The organism is Micromonospora gifhornensis, assembly GCF_016863515.1.
GTDB classification, from domain to species: Bacteria; Actinomycetota; Actinomycetes; order Mycobacteriales; family Micromonosporaceae; genus Micromonospora; species Micromonospora gifhornensis.
The window spans coordinates 77,293-93,930 of record NZ_BOPA01000002.1; the positions used below are offsets into that span (position 1 = coordinate 77,293).

Below are 16,638 nucleotides of genomic sequence, written 5' to 3' on the forward strand. Positions count from 1 at the left end.
CCACTGTGGAACTGCTGCTCAGCGGCCATGTCTGCCCTGTTGCCGTACTGCCGAGGAGGGCTGCGGTGGCAGGTGCCGGGCGGGTCCGTCGGTGCGCGGCGGGCCGACGGACCCGCCATCCACATCGCCTACGCCAAGGAGAGCGAGGTCTGTCATGCGCATCCCATTCCGGCGGCGCGCCGGTCGGCACGGCAACCAGCGTGACGAGCGGCATCACACCGGCACCTGCTACCGCTCGACCAGCTATCGGCCGTTGCGGCCGTGGCAGGTGCGGGATCGCCGGTTCCGGCTGGGGCGGCGCGGCTACGACCCGGCGGAGGTCGCCGAGTTCCTCGACCGGGTGGCCGGTGACCTGGAGGCTGCCTACCGGCAGGTGGCCGTGGCCGATCGGGAGGCGGCTCGGGTCCGGGAGGCGCTGCGCCGGTGGCAGTCCGAGCAGGCGCAGGCGCGGCAGGCAAGTCTCCACCAGCGGCCGGCGAACCAGGGACACCACCGGTGAGCGGGCGGTGGGTCGTACACCTGCCGGTCACCGCGTCCGACCTGCTCGCGGCGCAGCGGATGGCCCGGGTGGTGGCCCGGTGGGCGTCGGTGCTGCCGCAGGCCGACCCGGGGGAGGCCACCGTGTCGGCAGAAGACCAGCAGGGCGTACGCCATCGGGTCTTCTGTGACCTGCGGTTGCCCACCGGCGGGCGGTGCCTGCTGCGGGCCGACCACGACGGCGCGTGCGCCCGCCGGCTGGGAGATGGTCGCCGATGAGCATGGTCGACTGTGACGAGTGCTCAGGGCTGGGCTTCCAGGTGCGGCGGTGCTACTGCGCTGCCGGCGGCGACCAGCTTCTCGTCGAGGGGGACCGGTACCGCGACGAGACGTACGCCGGATGCCGGGTCTGTGGCGGTGACGGCAGCGTGGCGCAGGCGTGCCACCGGTGTGGGCACGGTGGGCTACGGCGGGCGCAACTCGTGGTGACCGTGGTCAACCTGGACACCGGGGCGGCGGCGTCGCGGCGGCTGGTGCCCGGCGGCCCGGTGGTGCCGCAGGTCGACGCGGAACGGGTATGGCGGGCGCAGCCGGTGGTCGCCGAGCTGTCCGACGCCGTCGGGGTACGCGGGTTGCGACCCCGCTGGACCGGGCGCAAACCGGACGACGTGCTGGCCTGGTATCCGAAATCGTGGCAGCCCGACCTGCCGGCACCGCAGCGGTGGAGGTTGGAGGCGGCGGCCCTGGCCGGGCAGGACTTCGACCCGTGGCGGGTCTACGTGGGACGTGGCAGCGAGCTTCCCGCGCCCGGCGAGCCGGGCCGTGAGCTGGCCCGGCTCTGCGGGCTGGCCGACCTGCTGCACCTTGATCTGGTGGTGGACGCCCGCCGACGGTACGACTGGCTGACCTGGCAGATCCGCTACGAGCTGCCCGGCTCACCGGTGCCGGGCGGGCAGGACGTCAGCGGGCCCGCCGACCTGGCTTCGGCGGTCACCGGCACCACTGTCACCAGCGCCATGCACCGGCTGGACGAGCGGGGCCGGCACGCCCCCGCGTACACGATGCGGTCGGTGCCGGCTGCCGGCGTACCCCCGGAGGTGGACCTGGACCGGCTCGGCGCGGCCGTGCTCGCGGACCTGGCCGGCGACGCGCCCGGGGCCCAGGCCATCTGGCGCGACGGCCGCTGGTGGCACACCCGGCTCTGCCCGGCCGGCAACGTCGAGGAGCTGCACGAACGGGACACCGGCCAGATCGTCCGGTACGTGCGGGAGACGGTACGCCGTGCCACGGAACCACCCGACCCGGCCTGGTGGGGCGAGCCGGTCGAGCACCGGCCGTGCCCGGACTGCCGGCCCGGAACCCGGCTGCGCCGCTGCCACTGCCGGATCGGTGCGCCCGGCCCCGACCCGGAGTGCTCGCGCTGTTCCGGGTCAGGTTTGGCCCCGTCGGCGCTGGCCTGCTTCACCTGCCGCGACGGCGGCCGGATCCCGGCGGCGTTGACGGTGACCGTGACGGACCTGCGTCGGGTCAGCCACGAGACGTGGCGGTCGGTGCCGGGAGAGCCGGCCCCCGTGGTGGGCTACCAGCCCAACGGCAGCCCGGTGCACCAACTGGGGGCGCACTGGCGGCTGCGCCGGCACGCGGAGACGTTCGGGGTACGCCCGGCCGACCTGACCCGCCTCGACGAGAGGCAGCCGGTCGACCAGGACCTGCTCGACGGTACGGTGACCGTCTTCGACCCCGCCGTCGAGCCGGCCCGGCGGCACGTCGAGCGGATCGTCGCCGGACTGCCCGGTGCGCGGCTGTTCGTGCTGGCCGCCGCCCCCGACACGCCGCCGCTGACCGACCTGTTGCGGCTCGCCCACGCGCTCGATCTGACCGTCGTGCTGACCTACTGCGACCATCGGCTCGACGCGGGCGACCCGACGAAGATCCAGGGTGAGCGGTGGGACGTGCGGCTGCTGGCGCGGGACGCCGAGGTGGGGGCGGAGTTCCCGTTCTGTGCCAGCGTCGAGCTGGCCGTGGCCCGCTGCGTCGAGTACCTCGACAGTCACCTGCTCGCCGCCGTGCCTCGCGACCCGCAACGGCCGGTACCCGCACCGCAGGCGGCACCGTCGCCGCCGGTGCCGGACCCGACCGTCCTGCTGCGCCGGGTCGGCCGGCACTACGCCGGGCAACCGGTGGTGGCCTCGTTCGGCCGGACGGGCTGCCGGCTCTGGTTGGCCGAGGGTGGCCTCGTCCAACCGCTCGCCCGGGCGGCCACCCTCGACGACGCCGTCTCCGCCCTGCGGCTGTGAGGGAGGAGCAAGCGCCACAACTCCATGATCGACGGCAGGGGGCGGGGGACGGCTTAGGATCGTCGGGTCGCCGGTGGCGCGGCGTTACGGGGAGCGGCGGAACGAGGAGCGGTGATGACCCTGCTGCGGGACGTGATCGAGATTCCGACGTCGGTGGGCGACGGTGACTTCGTCGTCCGGGCCGCCGAGGGTGCCGATCTGCGGCGGTACGTCGTCACGGAGCAACTCCGGGAGAACTTCGCCGAGGCGCTACGGCGGATCGGGCACGCCGTCACCACCGGGCGTTCCCAAGCCATGTTCCTGCACGGCTCGTTCGGCTCCGGCAAGTCGCACTTCATGGCGGTGCTCCGGGAGATCCTTCAGCACAACCCGGACGCGCGGCAGATCCGGGGTCTGGCCGAGCCGGTGCTCGCCGCCGACCCGTGGCTGCGTGACCGCAAGCTGCTCACCCTGACCTTTCACATGCTCGACGCGCGCTCGGTCGAGCAGGCGATCCTGGAGGGGTACCTCAACCAGATCACCGCACTGCACCCCGAGGCACCCGTGCCCGCCGTACACCGGTCGGATGCCTTGCTCGACGACGCGGCCCGGCTGCGCGAACGGATGGGCGACGAGGCGTTCTTCGCCGCGCTGCACGACGGCGGCAGCACGCCGGTGGCCAGCGGCGCCGGGTTGGCCGCACACGTCACCCGGAAGGCCGGCTGGACGGCGGAGCGCTACGCCGACGCCGCCGCGGCAGCGCCCGGCACCGAGCAGCGAGACCTGCTGGTCAGCGCCCTGACCAGCACGTTCTTCACCGGTGCGGTACGCAGCGGGGAATACCTGGACCTCGACACCGGCCTCGCGGTGATCACCCGACATGCCAAGGCCCTCGGGTACGACGCGCTTGTGCTCTTCCTCGACGAGCTGATCCTCTGGCTCTCCACGAAACTCAGCGATCACGTCTTCGTCAACACCGAGGGTGCCAAGCTCAACAAGCTGGTGGAGTCCGCCGACGCCACCCGGCCGCTGCCGCTGATCTCCTTCGTGGCTCGGCAGCGCAACCTGGAGGACTTCCTCGGCCCGCAGGTCGGCGGCACCGAGCGGGAGGCTCTCGCGCACGTCATGCGCAGCGTGCAGGGCCGGTTCGGCGAGATCGCCCTGGCCGACACCAACCTGCCGGAGATCACCGAGAAGCGACTGCTCAAGCCGATCACCGACGAGGGCCGAGCGGTGATTGACAACGCCTTTGCCGCAGTCAAGGGCAACCGGCAGGTCTGGGACACTCTGCTGCTCGGCGCCCAGTACGGCGACGCCGGCATCGGCTCCGACGCTTCCGCCTTCCGCAAGCTCTACCCGTTCTCGCCGGCCCTGGTCGCCACCCTGGTGGCACTGTCGCAGGCGTTGCAGCGGGAGCGGACCGCGCTCAAGGTGATGACCGAGCTGCTCGTGGCTCGGCGGGACACCCTGCGGGTCAACGACCTGATCGGCGTGGCCGCCCTCTTCGACCCGCTGGTGCTGCACGGCGAACTGCCCGACCGGCCCAAGCTCAAGCAGTTGTTCCAATCGGCCCGCAGTCTCTACCTCCAGAAGCTGCGGCCGATCCTGCTCAACATCAACAACATCACCGAGGAGCAGGCCGCCGGGCACCAACAGTTCCAGCTCGACGACAAGCTGATCAAGACGCTGTTGCTCGGCGCGCTGGTGCCCGAGGTGCCGGCGCTGCACAACCTCACCGCGGCCAAGCTGCACGCGCTCAACTTCGGCTCGATCACCTCGCCGATCCCCGGCTACGAGGGGCAGATCGTGCTCAACCGGCTCAACCGGGTCGCCGACAGCGCCGGGGAGCTGCACATCACCAAGACACCCGACCCGGTCTTCTCGCTCAAGTTGCACGCTGTCGACTACGACAAGCTGCTCGACCTGGTGCCCGACAACGAGACCACCACCACCGGCGTGCGGCAGCAGTTGATCCGCGAGATGGTCACCGCCGAGATGGGCATCATCGGGGCCGACGGCCAGCTCGGTGAGCTGCTGCACCCGCGTGACTGGCGTGGCGGGCGGCACACCATCCAGGTCAAGTTCGGCAACGTGCGTGACCCCGACAGCATGCCGGTCTCGGCGCTGATCGCCAGCGGGGAAGCCTGGCGGGTGATCATCGACTACCCATTCGACCTTGAGGGCTTCGAGCGGAGTGCCGACCGGTCCCGGATCGAGAGCCTGGAACGCGGCTCCCGGACGGTGTTCTGGCTGCCGTTCTTCCTGACTGACGAGATGATGGCGAAGGTCGGCCAGCTCGCCAAGATCAATTATCTGCTCGGCAACGGCACCGGCGACCGGCTCAACTCGCTCGCCGCCGACTGGTCCCTCGCCGACCGGCAACAGGGCCGGGTCTACCTCCAGCAACGCCAGTCGCAACTGCGCAGCACCCTGCTCGGCGCGCTGATGCAGGCGTACGGGTCGGCCACCTCCCACGGCTCGGACGTGCGCGACGACAGCGTCGGGGTGTTCCACACCCTCAGCGAGGGCCTGCACCTCGGCGATCCGCGCGGCGGCACGCTCGCCGAGGCATTCCACCACCTCACCGGGGAACTGCTCGCCTGGTCCTACCCGGGCCGCCCGGCCATGCCCGACGACGAGAAGCCGGTCACCCGCAGCGAGCTGGCCAAGATCCTGGAGTACGCCACCCGCGCCGCCGCCGACCCCGCGCGCGGCGTCACCGTGGCCAACCCCGCCGACCAGCGCACCCTGCGTCGCGTCTGCAACAACCTCGGCCTCGGCGACCTGGACGACGGCCGGTACGTGCTCACCACCTCGACCTGCCGCTGGAGCCGACACCTGTTGCAGGCCGCCGCCAACGAGGGCTACACCGACCGCTTCCCGGTGGCCCGGCTGCGGGAACTCATCGACGTGCCGGCCCCGTTCGGCTTCGACCGGGAACTCCAGAACCTGATCATCCTGGTCTTCGGGCTGGAACAGCAGCTCGCCTGGTACTACCGGGGCGGCAAGGTCGACGTGACAAGCGTGGCCGCCGTACGCGACGACGAGATGGAGCTGCGGCACCCGCCGATGCCCGACGAACAGGCCTGGGCGGACGCGGTGCACCGTGGCGCCAAACTCTTCGGCAAGGTGCTGCCGGGTTGGCGTACCCCGGCCAACCTGGGCACGCTCGCCGCCACGCTGCGTGAGGCGGCCAGGGACCGTCGCGATGCCGCCGCCGGGCTGGTAGACGAGTTGACCAGGCACGCCGAGGTGCTGGGGTTGGACCCTGCCGCAGCCGTCGGGCGGCTCGCCACCGCACGGCGAGCGGCCCGCTTCGTCGCCGACATCGCCAGCGAGCGCGACGATGTCGTTCTCGTCGAATCCGTTGCCGCTGCCGAATTCGGTGACGTCGACGACCCGGCCGTCGGCGAGCTGCTCAGCCAGGCCGGCCCGCTCGGTCGTGCGCTTCGACAGGAACACCAGTGGCCGCTGCTCAAGGTCGTTCTGGCCCGATCGGCCAAGGACGAGCAGGCGCGTCAGATCATCGGCCAGTTGCGCAGTGTCGTCCAGCACGAGCAACACGGGCAGGATCTCGTGCACGCCCTTGAGGCTGCGGTAAGCAGCTCTGCCGCACTGCTCGCCGCGGATGCCTCGGCCCGCCCGCCCGCAACGACCCCGGACCCGGCATCCGAGCGTCCGACCGGTGACGGACCCGTACCGGGCGGCGGCACGGTCGGGGGCGGCGGCATGGTGCCCGATCCCCGACTGCCCGGGGACGTGCGTTCCGGTGACGGCGGCAGCCCTGCTCAGCCGGAGGTGACATACCTGGCGCCGGGCGGTACCGGGCACCAGGCCGGCGGCATCGGAGTCGGTCGCGCCCGGCAACACGAAGTCTCCGACCTGGCCACCTGGAAAGAGGTCGCCGCCGAAATAGAGGCGGCGGTAGCGGCTGGCCGACAGATCACCGTCACCTGGGAGACCCGGTGACGGCGGCTGGGGTTGAGCCGGTCACGGTCGGGGTGGTGTCATCGTGAGTGCTCCGGAGGGTGTCGCGACACCCGAGGCAGTGCGACGCAAGGTCGAGGCGTGGCTGGCCGAGGATGAACCCGGGTACGCGATCGCGCTGGCTACCCGCCCCGATTGGCAGGGCGACCCGGTGTTCACCGTTCGCGATGTGCGGATCCGGGTGGTGCCGTGCCCGACCCCCCTGGCCGCACGGGCTGCGATACACGATCGGGTCGACGGTGAACGGCTGGTGCTGCTCACCGATCTGAGCGAGAGTCAACTGGGCGACGGGTTGCTCGCCCATCTCAGTAAGCAGACCGTGCGCAAGATCGATCCGTGGGACCTGGTCCGGCAACTGTTCGGCGGGGTCGCCCGCAACGATCCCATGCTGGTGCGGAGCGGACGCTGGGTCGCCGACGCGCTCAGCGACTACGCCCCCCCTGAGGGATGGCCGGCACCACCCGGCACGATTCTCACCCGCGACCACGCGCTGCGTAGCCTCACCGCCGAACTGCTCGGCCTGCCGGCCACCGCACTCGACGACAGCGGCCTCGTGCAATGGACCACCGAAGCCACCCGACAACGGCGGTTCATGGACGCGCCCGACGCCGTGGCGCATGGCATCACGGCGTACCTGACCGGCATCGCAGGCCGGGCCGTCCCCGGCATCATGGCCGCCGTGCGGGCCGGACACGGAGTGGACGTCATCCCGATGGGCCTGCTGGCCGGGCTGCTCTGGACCGACACGGGTGGCAACGAGGTCGTGGCGGCGGTCGGCCGGACCCGACTGGAACCGAGGTTCGGCGGACTGTCGTTGACACCACCGCAGGCCGAAGCGCTGCATCAGGCAGCCGAAGCGTGGGTCTACCGGACCATCGACACCGGCGTCGACGGCACGGCCGAGGCCATGCGGATGCTGCGCCGAGCCGAAACCATTGCCGCCGAGATCGGAATAACCGAGCTGATCGGCGCATCGACCATCCTGCCCAGCGGATTCCTGCAGCGACTGCGTGCCTTCGCAGACGCCGTCCGGCTCGCCGTACCGGCCGGTGGTGTCGCGCTGCCGGCCGCGGTCGCCCGGGTGCAGACGGCACTGGCCACCGTGGAGGCACACCGGGCTGTCGAGCCGCGCAGGTTGGAGACGGCCCGGATGGCCGTACGCCTGCTCCGCTGGCTCGGCACCGTCGACGCCGCTGCGCCGGCAACGCTGCTGGAGGCGCTGCACCGGCAGGTTCAGCAGGACGGCTGGGTGGATCGCGCGCGGCTCGATGTCTTCGCCGGAGACCCCGATCCACAGGTCGCTGCGGCATACCGGCTGCTGCACCAGGCGGTGGACGCCCGTCGGTCCCGGCACGACCGCCAGTTCGCCGACCTGCTCGCCGCCGCCGAGAGCGAACCCGGAGCCCTGCTGCGCGTCGAGGACGTTCTGGATCGGGTGGTCCAACCGATCCTCGACCAGGGGAAACGCGTCCTGCTGCTGGTGCTCGACGGGATGAGTGTCGCGGCGGCGACCGAGGTGGCCGAGTCGGTCACCCGTAGGGGTGCCTGGGTAGAACTCACTCCCGACGGGGGACCCCGCACCGGCGTACTGGCGGCGCTACCCACCGTGACCGAAGTGAGCCGATGCAGCCTGCTGAGTGGACGCATCGCCACCGGGGGCCAGCAGGCCGAGCGGAAGGCGTTCCAACTGCGCTTCCCCGCCGGGCGACTGCTGCACAAGGCGTCGTTGCGTGCCGGTGCAGGCATGGCGCTCGACCGGGAGGTGCTGGCTGCCCTTGAGGATCCCTCGGTCCCACTTGTGGCCGCCGTGGTGAACACCATCGACGATGCGCTCGACCGCAGCGAGCCGGGCACCACCGTCTGGGGGACCGACACCATCACCGCCGTCGACGACCTGTTGGCCTCCGTGACCGACCGGGTGGTGGTCGTCGTCTCCGATCACGGTCACGTCGTCGACCGGGGACCGGACGCGATGGTTCTGCCCAGCTCCAGCAGCGAGAACCGGTGGCGTCCGGCCAGCGAGCCGGCAGGTGACGCCGAAGTCAGGTTGGTCGGCAGCCGGGTGGCGCTCGCTGGTGGCGAGATCGTCGTGCCCTGGCGAGAAGAGGTGCGGTACGGGCCACGCAAGGCCGGTTACCACGGTGGTGCCTCGGCGGCCGAGGCGGTCATCCCGCTGCTCGTGTTCACTCCCGGTGAGGATCCCGCCGTACCGGGTTGGTCCGGTGCCCCGGTGGCAAGCCCGGAGTGGTGGCGTGAACCCTTGCCCGAGCCGTCCGAGAAGTCAGCCTCCCCGATCGCTCGACGCCGTCCGCGTCGTCCCATCGAACACCAGCCCGAAGGCCTGTTCGATCTGATGGCCACCACGCCTGCCACCGCACCCGTTACCGCCGCTGCGCCTGCTGTCGATCCGATGCTCGACCTGGTGACCGCGTTGCTGGCCAGCGACCGGTACGCCCAGCGGCGTGACCCCCGGCTGTCGCTCACCGACGAACGGGTCGCCGCACTGCTGCGCACCCTGGTCGCCGGCGGTGACCGGGCGACCCTCGACACCCTCGCGGCGCGGGCCGGCATCCCCGCGCACCGCATCACCGGCACGCTCACCGTGCTGCGCCGGCTTCTCCAGGTCGAGGGCTATCCCGTACTCACGGTCGACGCGGACGGTCGGACGGTCCACCTCAACCGCAAGTTGCTGATCGAGCAGTTCGAGCTGGAGCCGCAGTGACAGCGGAAATCTCCGCCCGCCGTCGCCGGGACATCATTGATGCGCTGCGTCGCGGTGTCGTACCGAGCAACGGCCTGGACGCTCTCGCCGTTGGGCTGGAACGATTCGCCGCCGCGCTCGACGACGACCTCGACCGGGTGGCCGGCGGCGGCAGCGTCTTCAAAGCGGTACGCGGCGAGTACGGCGCCGGCAAGACCTTCTTCACCCGATGGCTCGCCGAGCGCGCCAAACGACGCGGGTTCGCCGCCGCCGAGGTGCAGATCTCGGAGCTGGAAACGCCCCTGCATCGGATGGAGACGGTCTACCGGCGTCTGGTCGAGCACCTCAGCACCGAACAGTTCGCGCCGAGCGCGTTCCGGCCCGTACTCGATGGGTGGATCTTCGCTCTTGAGGAGGACGTCCTGGCCGGCGGTGTGATCGCCGAGGACGACGCGGACGCCCTCGAACGCGCGGTAAACGACCTGCTGGAGCGTCGGCTGGGAGAAATCTCCCGAACTACTCCGGGCTTCGCGGCCGCGCTACGTGGCTACCGGGCTGCCAGCGCAGGCGCGGACCACGCCACGGCGGATGGTCTCGCTGCCTGGCTGGGCGGCCAGCCGCACGTCGCGGCGGCGGCGCGCCGGGCGGCCGGAGTCAAAGGCGACCTCGACCACTACGCCGCATTGAGTTTTCTGCGTGGCCTACTGACCGTGCTACGTGACAGTGGGCACCAAGGGTTGTTGCTGGTGCTCGACGAGGTCGAGACGCTGCAACGAGTACGCTCTGACGTCCGCGACAAGGCCCTCAACTCGCTGCGTCAGCTCATCGACGAGGTACATGCCGACCGCTTTCCGGGCCTGATGGTGCTGATCACCGGGACGCCAGCCTTCTACGACGGCCCGCAGGGCGTGCAGCGGCTCGCGCCATTGGCCCAGCGCCTCGCCACCGACTTCGGGCCGGAAGCCCGCTGGGACAATCCGCGCGCCACCCAGTTGCGGCTGCCGGGCTTCACCACTGACGCGCTCGTCGACCTCGGCCGACGGGTACGGACCATCTACGGCAGCGCCGCAGTGGTCTCCCGCATTGACGACGACTATCTGGCCCTGCTGGCCCGAGCTGTCACCGGCGCCCTCGGTGGCCAGGTGGGAGTGGCACCTCGGATCTACTTGAAGAAGCTGGTGGCGGACGTCTTCGATCGGGTCGACCAGTTCGAGGACTGGGATCCGCGCCAGCACTACCAGCTGACCCTACGGGCTGACGAACTGACCGACATCGAACGGAATGCAGCAGCGTCGGCCGACGACATCGAACTGCCGATCTGACATGTCGCTCGACCTCGACCCGGTGGTGGTGCATCACCTGGTGAACAGCCTGGGGTGGCGTGATCTCAGGCCGATGCAGCGGGCCGCGATCGCCCCGGTGCGCGGCGGCGCGGACGTGCTGCTGCTGGCGCCCACGGCGGGCGGTAAGACGGAAGCCGCGCTGTTTCCACTGCTGACCAGGATGACGGAACAGCGGTGGACGGGCACCTCGGTGCTCTACCTCGCCCCGCTCAAAGCGCTGCTCAACAACCTGCAGCCCCGCGTCGAGCAGTACGCCGGATGGCTCGGTCGACGTGCCGCCTGTTGGCACGGTGACATCAGCGCTGCACAACGACGGGCAGTGCTCTACGAGCGGCCCGACATTCTCCTTACTACTCCCGAATCACTGGAATCCATGTTGGTCAGCGAGAAGGTCGACCACCAAGGTTTCTTCGCCGGGCTGCGCGCCGTGGTCGTCGACGAGGTACACGCCTTCGCCGGGGACGACCGGGGCTGGCACCTGCTGGCGGTGTTGGAACGACTGGCTCGGGTGGCCGGTCGTCCCCTGCAGCGGATTGGGCTCTCCGCCACCGTCGGCAATCCGGGTCAGTTGCTCAGCTGGCTTCAGGGCTCGGGGGGCGGCCGTCGGCCAGCCGAGGTGGTGGCTCCTGACCTGGTTACTGCGGCCGATGGACCGCCGCCTGGCGACATCGAGTTGGACTATGTCGGCTCGCTCGCTAACGCGGCGACGGTGATTGCTGGGCTGCATCGCGGAGAGAAACGACTTGTCTTCTGCGAATCCCGGCAGACCGTGGAAGAACTCGGTCAGCTGCTGCGGTCAAAGGGAGTGACAACATTTCTGTCGCACGCCTCGCTTTCCATCGACGAGCGGCGCCGGGCTGAACAGGCATTCAGTGAGGCGCGGGACTGTGCCATCGTCTCCACCAGCACTCTGGAACTCGGGATTGATGTCGGTGACCTCGATCGGGTGATCCAGATTGATGCTCCGGCGACCGTCGCGTCTTTTTTGCAGCGGATCGGGCGTGCCGGCCGGCGCGTTGGTAGCAGCCGCAACTGCCTGTTCCTGGCGCTCGACGGTGCGGCGCTCACCGAGGCTGCCGCATTGCTGCTGCTCTGGTCGCGCGGCTGGGTCGAGCCGGTCGTCGCACCGCCGGAGCCTCGGCACATTGTCGCCCAACAGTTGCTCGCCCTCTGCCTGCAGGAACATCAGGTGGGCGACAAGCTGTGGGTGCAGGCGTGGAATGAGCTGCCGCCCTTCGGGGAGGAAGCGGAGCCAATCCTCCGTTACCTGGTTGAGCATGGATACCTTGACCACGACGGGGGGATGCTCTTCATCGGTCCTGCTGCCGAGGCGCGTTTCGGTCGCCGACACTTCATGGATCTGACGGCGGTGTTTTCCGGCCCGCCGGAGTTCACGGTTCTGCTGGGACGCACCGAACTGGGGCGCGTAGATCCCAGTCTGCTCACCGAGGAGGTCCGCGGCGACCGTCGGCTCCTGCTGGGCGGCCGGAGCTGGCGGGTCACTTACATCGACTGGCGACGGCGGCGGTGTTTCGTCGAAGCAACGGACGGCGGAGGTCGGGCGCGCTGGTCCGGGACCGGCTGGGCGTACCAGGGTTTCGCGTTGACCCGCGCAGTACGTGAGGTCCTGCTCGGAGCCGATCCGCCGGTTCGACTGACCCGTCGCGCCATCGAGCGGCTCGCGCGCGAGCGCGAGGAAAAACTGCATCTCGTGCACCCGGGCGGCACTCTCATCGTCCGCGAGAAAGGCGGGGACCTCCGTTGGTGGACCTGGGCCGGCATCCGGGCAAACGCGACCTTGACTGCAACGCTCGGTGACGTGGTCGATCCGATGGAGCGTTTCGACGATCACAGCATCCGGTTGCGTGACAATGTGACCTCGGCTGAATGGCGGCAGAAGACCGCCGATGCCAGCGTTCGGCTTTGTCTTCCTGAGGTCAGCGAGAAGGCGCTCGACGGCCTCAAGTTCAGTGCCGCCCTGCCGAAGCAGCTCGCGGCGGCGACCCTGTCCGCTCGTTTAGCCGATCCGAAGGCCGCGGTGAGTGTGCTGAGTGAGTCGGTCCGGTTCGTCGTGACCTGATCGTCCGGTTGGCAGGCTCTCCGCACGTCAGATGGCGGTGGTGATCGAACTGATCTGGTGCCAGAGCAGCGCCCCCGCCAGGCTGGCCAGCAGGGACGTGGCGGCGAAGACCGGCCACGACTTCGGGGCCCGACGGTACGCGAGCAGCACGGTCGCCCCGATCATCGCGAGCAGGACGCTGACCGTGGCGGACAGCACCCGGCCCAGGAAGAACGCGTCCAGGGCGTGCCAGGCACGGAAGATCATCAGGAACTCCAGGCCCTGGCCGGCAAGGAGCCCGAGCACCACGCCCGCAGCCACCGACGCCTGGATCCGGCTTCCCCGTCGGACGAGCGCACCAAGCCCGCCCAGCAGGACACCGGCGACGACCGAGGCGGCGAGCCAGAACGCGGTGGCCCGCCCGACCGAGGCCAGACCGTTCAGGGCGGAAGAACTGCCGTCCTCGAGAGTGCCGAGACGCCAACGGCGGCCGTGGGCGATGATCAGTCCGTAGTAGACGACCGTCGCCGTTACCAGGACGACTGTGGCGCTGACCGGCGCCAGTGCCCTGCTGGTCGTCAGGTAGCCGGTCAGCAGGGCAGCGCCACCCCAGGCAAAGCCGGTGCTGGTGAGGGTCAGCACGACCATCCCGGCGATGCCGGGCAGTTCGTCACCGACGAAGGCGGACAGGCCCAGGCCGGCCCCGACCAGCAACAACGGCGTCCACGACAGATCCCGGTACGCGATGACCGCACGCAGCGCGGTGCCGCGAGCCCGGCGCAGCCCGACCTCACCGTCGCCGGAACGGGTGATCTGGCGAGCTGCGGGACGCGCGGTGGTCATCGGTGGTCCCCACTGCCCGGCCGACAACGGTCAGCGATGCGGGTCATCATGCCGAGCTGCCCGGCCGACAACGGTCAGCGATGCGGGTCATCATGCCGAGCTGCCCGTCCGACAACGGTCAGCGATGCGGGTCTTCATGTCGGGCGAGCATGCCACGACCGGTCAGGTTTGCGCGTACCCGAAATGGCCGGTGGTCGGGCCAGGGCTGTTCGGCGGCGGTCAGGCGGTCGGGGTCGGGGTGGGTAGCGTGTCGACGACGGTCACCGGGCTGCCCGGGGGTACCTCCTTGAGCAGCAGTCGCTGCCCGGAGGGGGTCAGTCGGATGCAGCCGTTGGTGGTCTGCCGGCCCAGCTCCCCGTCGTGGTACCAGGTGTGGATGCCGATGTGCGCGCCGCGCAGGCCGGCCGGTACGGATTCCGGGTCGTCGGGCACCGAGCCAAGGGCGTAGATGTCGACGCCGCCGTAGACCGACTCCGGTGGTGGCGTACGCCCCAGCACGAAGGTGCGCCCGAGCGGGGTCTCCTGGCCGCGCTGACCCAGGCTGACCCGCCAACTGCGTTTCGCGACACCGTCGCGGTACCAGGTGAGCCGGTACGGCACCCGCTCGACGACGATCTGGTCCCGCAGCTCCACCGTGTCGAAACCACCGGGTGGCAGCCACGCCAGTTTGCGGTTGGCCGACGGCAGCAGCACCGCCGTCCAGCCGGCCTCGCGGCGCGCCACCGGGACGGTCAGGTCCACCCCGCTGATCGTGGGCATGAGGAAGGCGATCGGCCGCCCACCGGGCCCGTCGTACGCGGCGAGGCGGCGCTGTGGGCGTACGCCCTCGGTGAGCGGCGTGGTGTCCAGTGCGTCCGGATCGTCGGGGAAGCCGACGGGTGCCGGGTCGTAGTCGATCTCCGGCAGGTGATCCGGAGCCGGCGCCGCCGGCGCGATCGTCTCGGCGCTCTCCGTCGGCACCGACGATGTCGGTGCCGACACCTGGTCGCTCGGCCGGGCCACCGGGGCCGGCCCCGCCGAGGGCGTCAGCGCCCAACCGGCGTACGCCGACCCACCCACCAGCACCGCAACACCCACCGCCGCGACGGCCCCCCGCCGCCCCCGCTCAAACCTCCCAAAAACCACAACCCACCCTAACCTCCCCACCCGCCCCACCACCCCCAAACCACCCACCCTCCCACCCCCCACCCTGACCCGCCCTGCCCTGAGCCGTGTTGATCAAGAGGTTTGCGTCGGGATGGAGTCGATTCCTGACGCAAACCTCTTGATCAACGAAGCGGGAGCGTGGGCGGGAGCGGGAGCGCGGGCGGGGGTGGGGTTAGGGGAGGCGGGCGGAGAGGTGGATGGCTATGGCGTCGTGGGCGGGGATGTTGGCGGTGAACCAGCCGTTGGTGTCGACCGTGATGACTGGGCCGGAGCAGGTGCCGCCCGAGAAGGTGCCGTGGATGACGTCGCAGTAGCGGCCGGCGGGCAGGCCGGTGTAGTAGGAGCGGCCGTTGATGGCGAAGTCCTCGTCGTTGATGGTGATGAAACCCTTGCCGGTACGGCTGAACGCGATGTGTTGGGCGCCGTTGTCGTACCAGTTGCTGACGCCGGTGCCCTCGGTGGCGTTGCGGAAGCCGACCATGTTCGCGATGACCGGCCAGCGGTGCTCGCACTCCCAGCCGGAGTAGCAGACCGTGTTGCGGGTCTTGTTGTTGCTGTCCGAGGGCGGGCCCGCGTCGCGGCTGCTGTAGGTGTAGCTGGACATCACCGTCGGCGAACCGTACGGCCAGGCCAGCATGAAGGCGTTGGCCAGCGCGTAGATGCCCCGGTCGCGGTAGGTGAGCACGCCGCCGTCGTCGCGTTGGGTGTCGTGGTTGTCGATGAAGACCGACGAGACGCCGCTGGGCAGATGGCCCCAGCCCTCACCGAAGTTGCGCAGGTACGCCAACCGCTCGGAGCGGAAGACCCGGGCCAGGTCCTTGCCGTAGCGGAACTCGTGCACGTCGCCGTTGCCGGTGTACTCCTCGGGCCGGATCGGCTCACCGGCACCGTAGATGACCTCCTGCACGATGTACGGGCGGCGGTTCAGTCGACTGAGGATGTTGGCGATGTCGGCGGCGGGCATGTGCTTGCTGGCGTCCAACCGGAAGCCGTCCACCCCGAGGGAGAGCAGGTCGTTGAGGTACGCGGCCAGCCGCGAGCGGACGTAGTCCGAGCCGGTTTTCAGGTCGGCGAGGTTGACCAGCTCACAGTTCTGCACCTCGTACCGGTCGTTGTAGTTGACGATGTCGTTGTTGCCGTTGCGGCCGCAGTAGTTGAAGTCCTGCGCCTGGTAGATGCCGGGGTAGACGTGGTGCTGGTACGACGACCCGGCCCAACCGGTGCCGCCGCCCGACTGCCCGGACATGTGGTTGACGACGGCGTCGACGATCACCTTGACGCCTGCTGACTGGCAGGTGGTGACCATGGACCGAAACTGGTCGCGGGTGCCCTTGCGGGACTCGATCCGGTAGCTGACCGGCTGGTACGCCACCCACCACTGGTTGCCGCGGACGTGCTCCTGCGGGGGCGAGACCTGGACGTAGCCGTAGCCCTTCGGGCCGAGAGTGCTGGTGCACTCGCTGGCCACCGAGGGCCAGTTCCACTCGAACAGGTTGGCGATGACCTTCTTGCCGCCGGTCGGGGCGGCGACGGCCGGGGGTGCCGTCACGACGGTGGGGGCGAGCAGGGTGGCGATCGCGCCGAGGGCCACGATCGCCGTACGGAGTCGACGTCGGTGCATCGGAAGCTCCTACGGGGGTGGGGGGTTGCCGGCATCTTGCATCGATGCTGAAAAATTTCAGCAAGGTTACAAGCCCATTTCACGGGCTGTCAACGCATGGACGTGCGTCAGTGCCCGGATCGGGTCTACACGCGCCGGGCGGGGGGACGGTTCGACAACTCGTGGAGATTTTTTCGGCGCGGGCT

General features: G+C 70.2%; 10 protein-coding genes. 7 read left to right on the top strand and 3 right to left on the bottom strand.

Annotation, left to right across the window (positions count from 1 at the left end):
- Positions 1 to 154 precede the first annotated feature (154 nt).
- The 7 genes from Vgi01_RS00795 to Vgi01_RS00825 all read left to right on the top strand — a co-directional run bounded on the left by Vgi01_RS00795 (position 155) and on the right by Vgi01_RS00825 (position 12,864).
- Positions 155 to 499, top strand: coding sequence for a DivIVA domain-containing protein (locus Vgi01_RS00795; protein ID WP_204289853.1), 345 nt, complete (start codon positions 155 to 157; stop codon positions 497 to 499).
- Positions 496 to 756 carry a hypothetical protein gene (locus Vgi01_RS00800; protein WP_204289854.1) on the top strand — a complete coding sequence of 87 codons (261 nt, stop codon included), beginning with the start codon at positions 496 to 498 and terminating at the stop codon, positions 754 to 756. Before Vgi01_RS00795 ends, Vgi01_RS00800 begins: the two co-directional genes overlap by 4 nt.
- Positions 753 to 2,774, top strand: coding sequence for a hypothetical protein (locus Vgi01_RS00805; protein WP_204289855.1), 2,022 nt, complete (start codon positions 753 to 755; stop codon positions 2,772 to 2,774). The genes Vgi01_RS00800 and Vgi01_RS00805 overlap by 4 nt, the downstream gene beginning before the upstream one ends.
- 114 nt (positions 2,775 to 2,888) lie before the next feature.
- Positions 2,889 to 6,722: a DUF6079 family protein gene (locus tag Vgi01_RS00810; protein ID WP_204289856.1), complete on the top strand. Its 3,834-nt coding sequence runs from the start codon at positions 2,889 to 2,891 to the stop codon at positions 6,720 to 6,722.
- A 43-nt stretch (positions 6,723 to 6,765) separates the two neighbouring features.
- Complete coding sequence (gene pglZ, locus Vgi01_RS00815; RefSeq protein WP_204289857.1) at positions 6,766 to 9,462, top strand: BREX-2 system phosphatase PglZ; 2,697 nt, start codon at positions 6,766 to 6,768, stop codon at positions 9,460 to 9,462.
- Complete coding sequence (brxD, locus tag Vgi01_RS00820) at positions 9,459 to 10,763, top strand: BREX system ATP-binding protein BrxD (protein WP_204289858.1); 1,305 nt, start codon at positions 9,459 to 9,461, stop codon at positions 10,761 to 10,763. The genes pglZ and brxD overlap by 4 nt, the downstream gene beginning before the upstream one ends.
- Before the next feature lies 1 nt (position 10,764).
- A complete protein-coding gene (locus Vgi01_RS00825) occupies positions 10,765 to 12,864 on the top strand; it encodes a DEAD/DEAH box helicase (RefSeq protein ID WP_204289859.1) in 2,100 nt (699 codons plus the stop codon).
- 27 nt (positions 12,865 to 12,891) lie between these two features.
- On the opposite strand, the gene Vgi01_RS00830 is transcribed toward Vgi01_RS00825, so the two are convergent.
- From Vgi01_RS00830 to Vgi01_RS00840, 3 genes are all read right to left on the bottom strand, one after another.
- Complete coding sequence (locus Vgi01_RS00830; protein WP_204289860.1) at positions 12,892 to 13,686, bottom strand: DUF6518 family protein; 795 nt, start codon at positions 13,684 to 13,686, stop codon at positions 12,892 to 12,894.
- Between the two features lie 219 nt (positions 13,687 to 13,905).
- Complete coding sequence (locus tag Vgi01_RS00835) at positions 13,906 to 14,763, bottom strand: L,D-transpeptidase (protein WP_239088742.1); 858 nt, start codon at positions 14,761 to 14,763, stop codon at positions 13,906 to 13,908.
- A gap of 241 nt (positions 14,764 to 15,004) precedes the next feature.
- Positions 15,005 to 16,453 carry an alpha-amylase gene (locus Vgi01_RS00840; protein WP_204289861.1) on the bottom strand — a complete coding sequence of 483 codons (1,449 nt, stop codon included), beginning with the start codon at positions 16,451 to 16,453 and terminating at the stop codon, positions 15,005 to 15,007.
- Positions 16,454 to 16,638 lie beyond the last annotated feature (185 nt).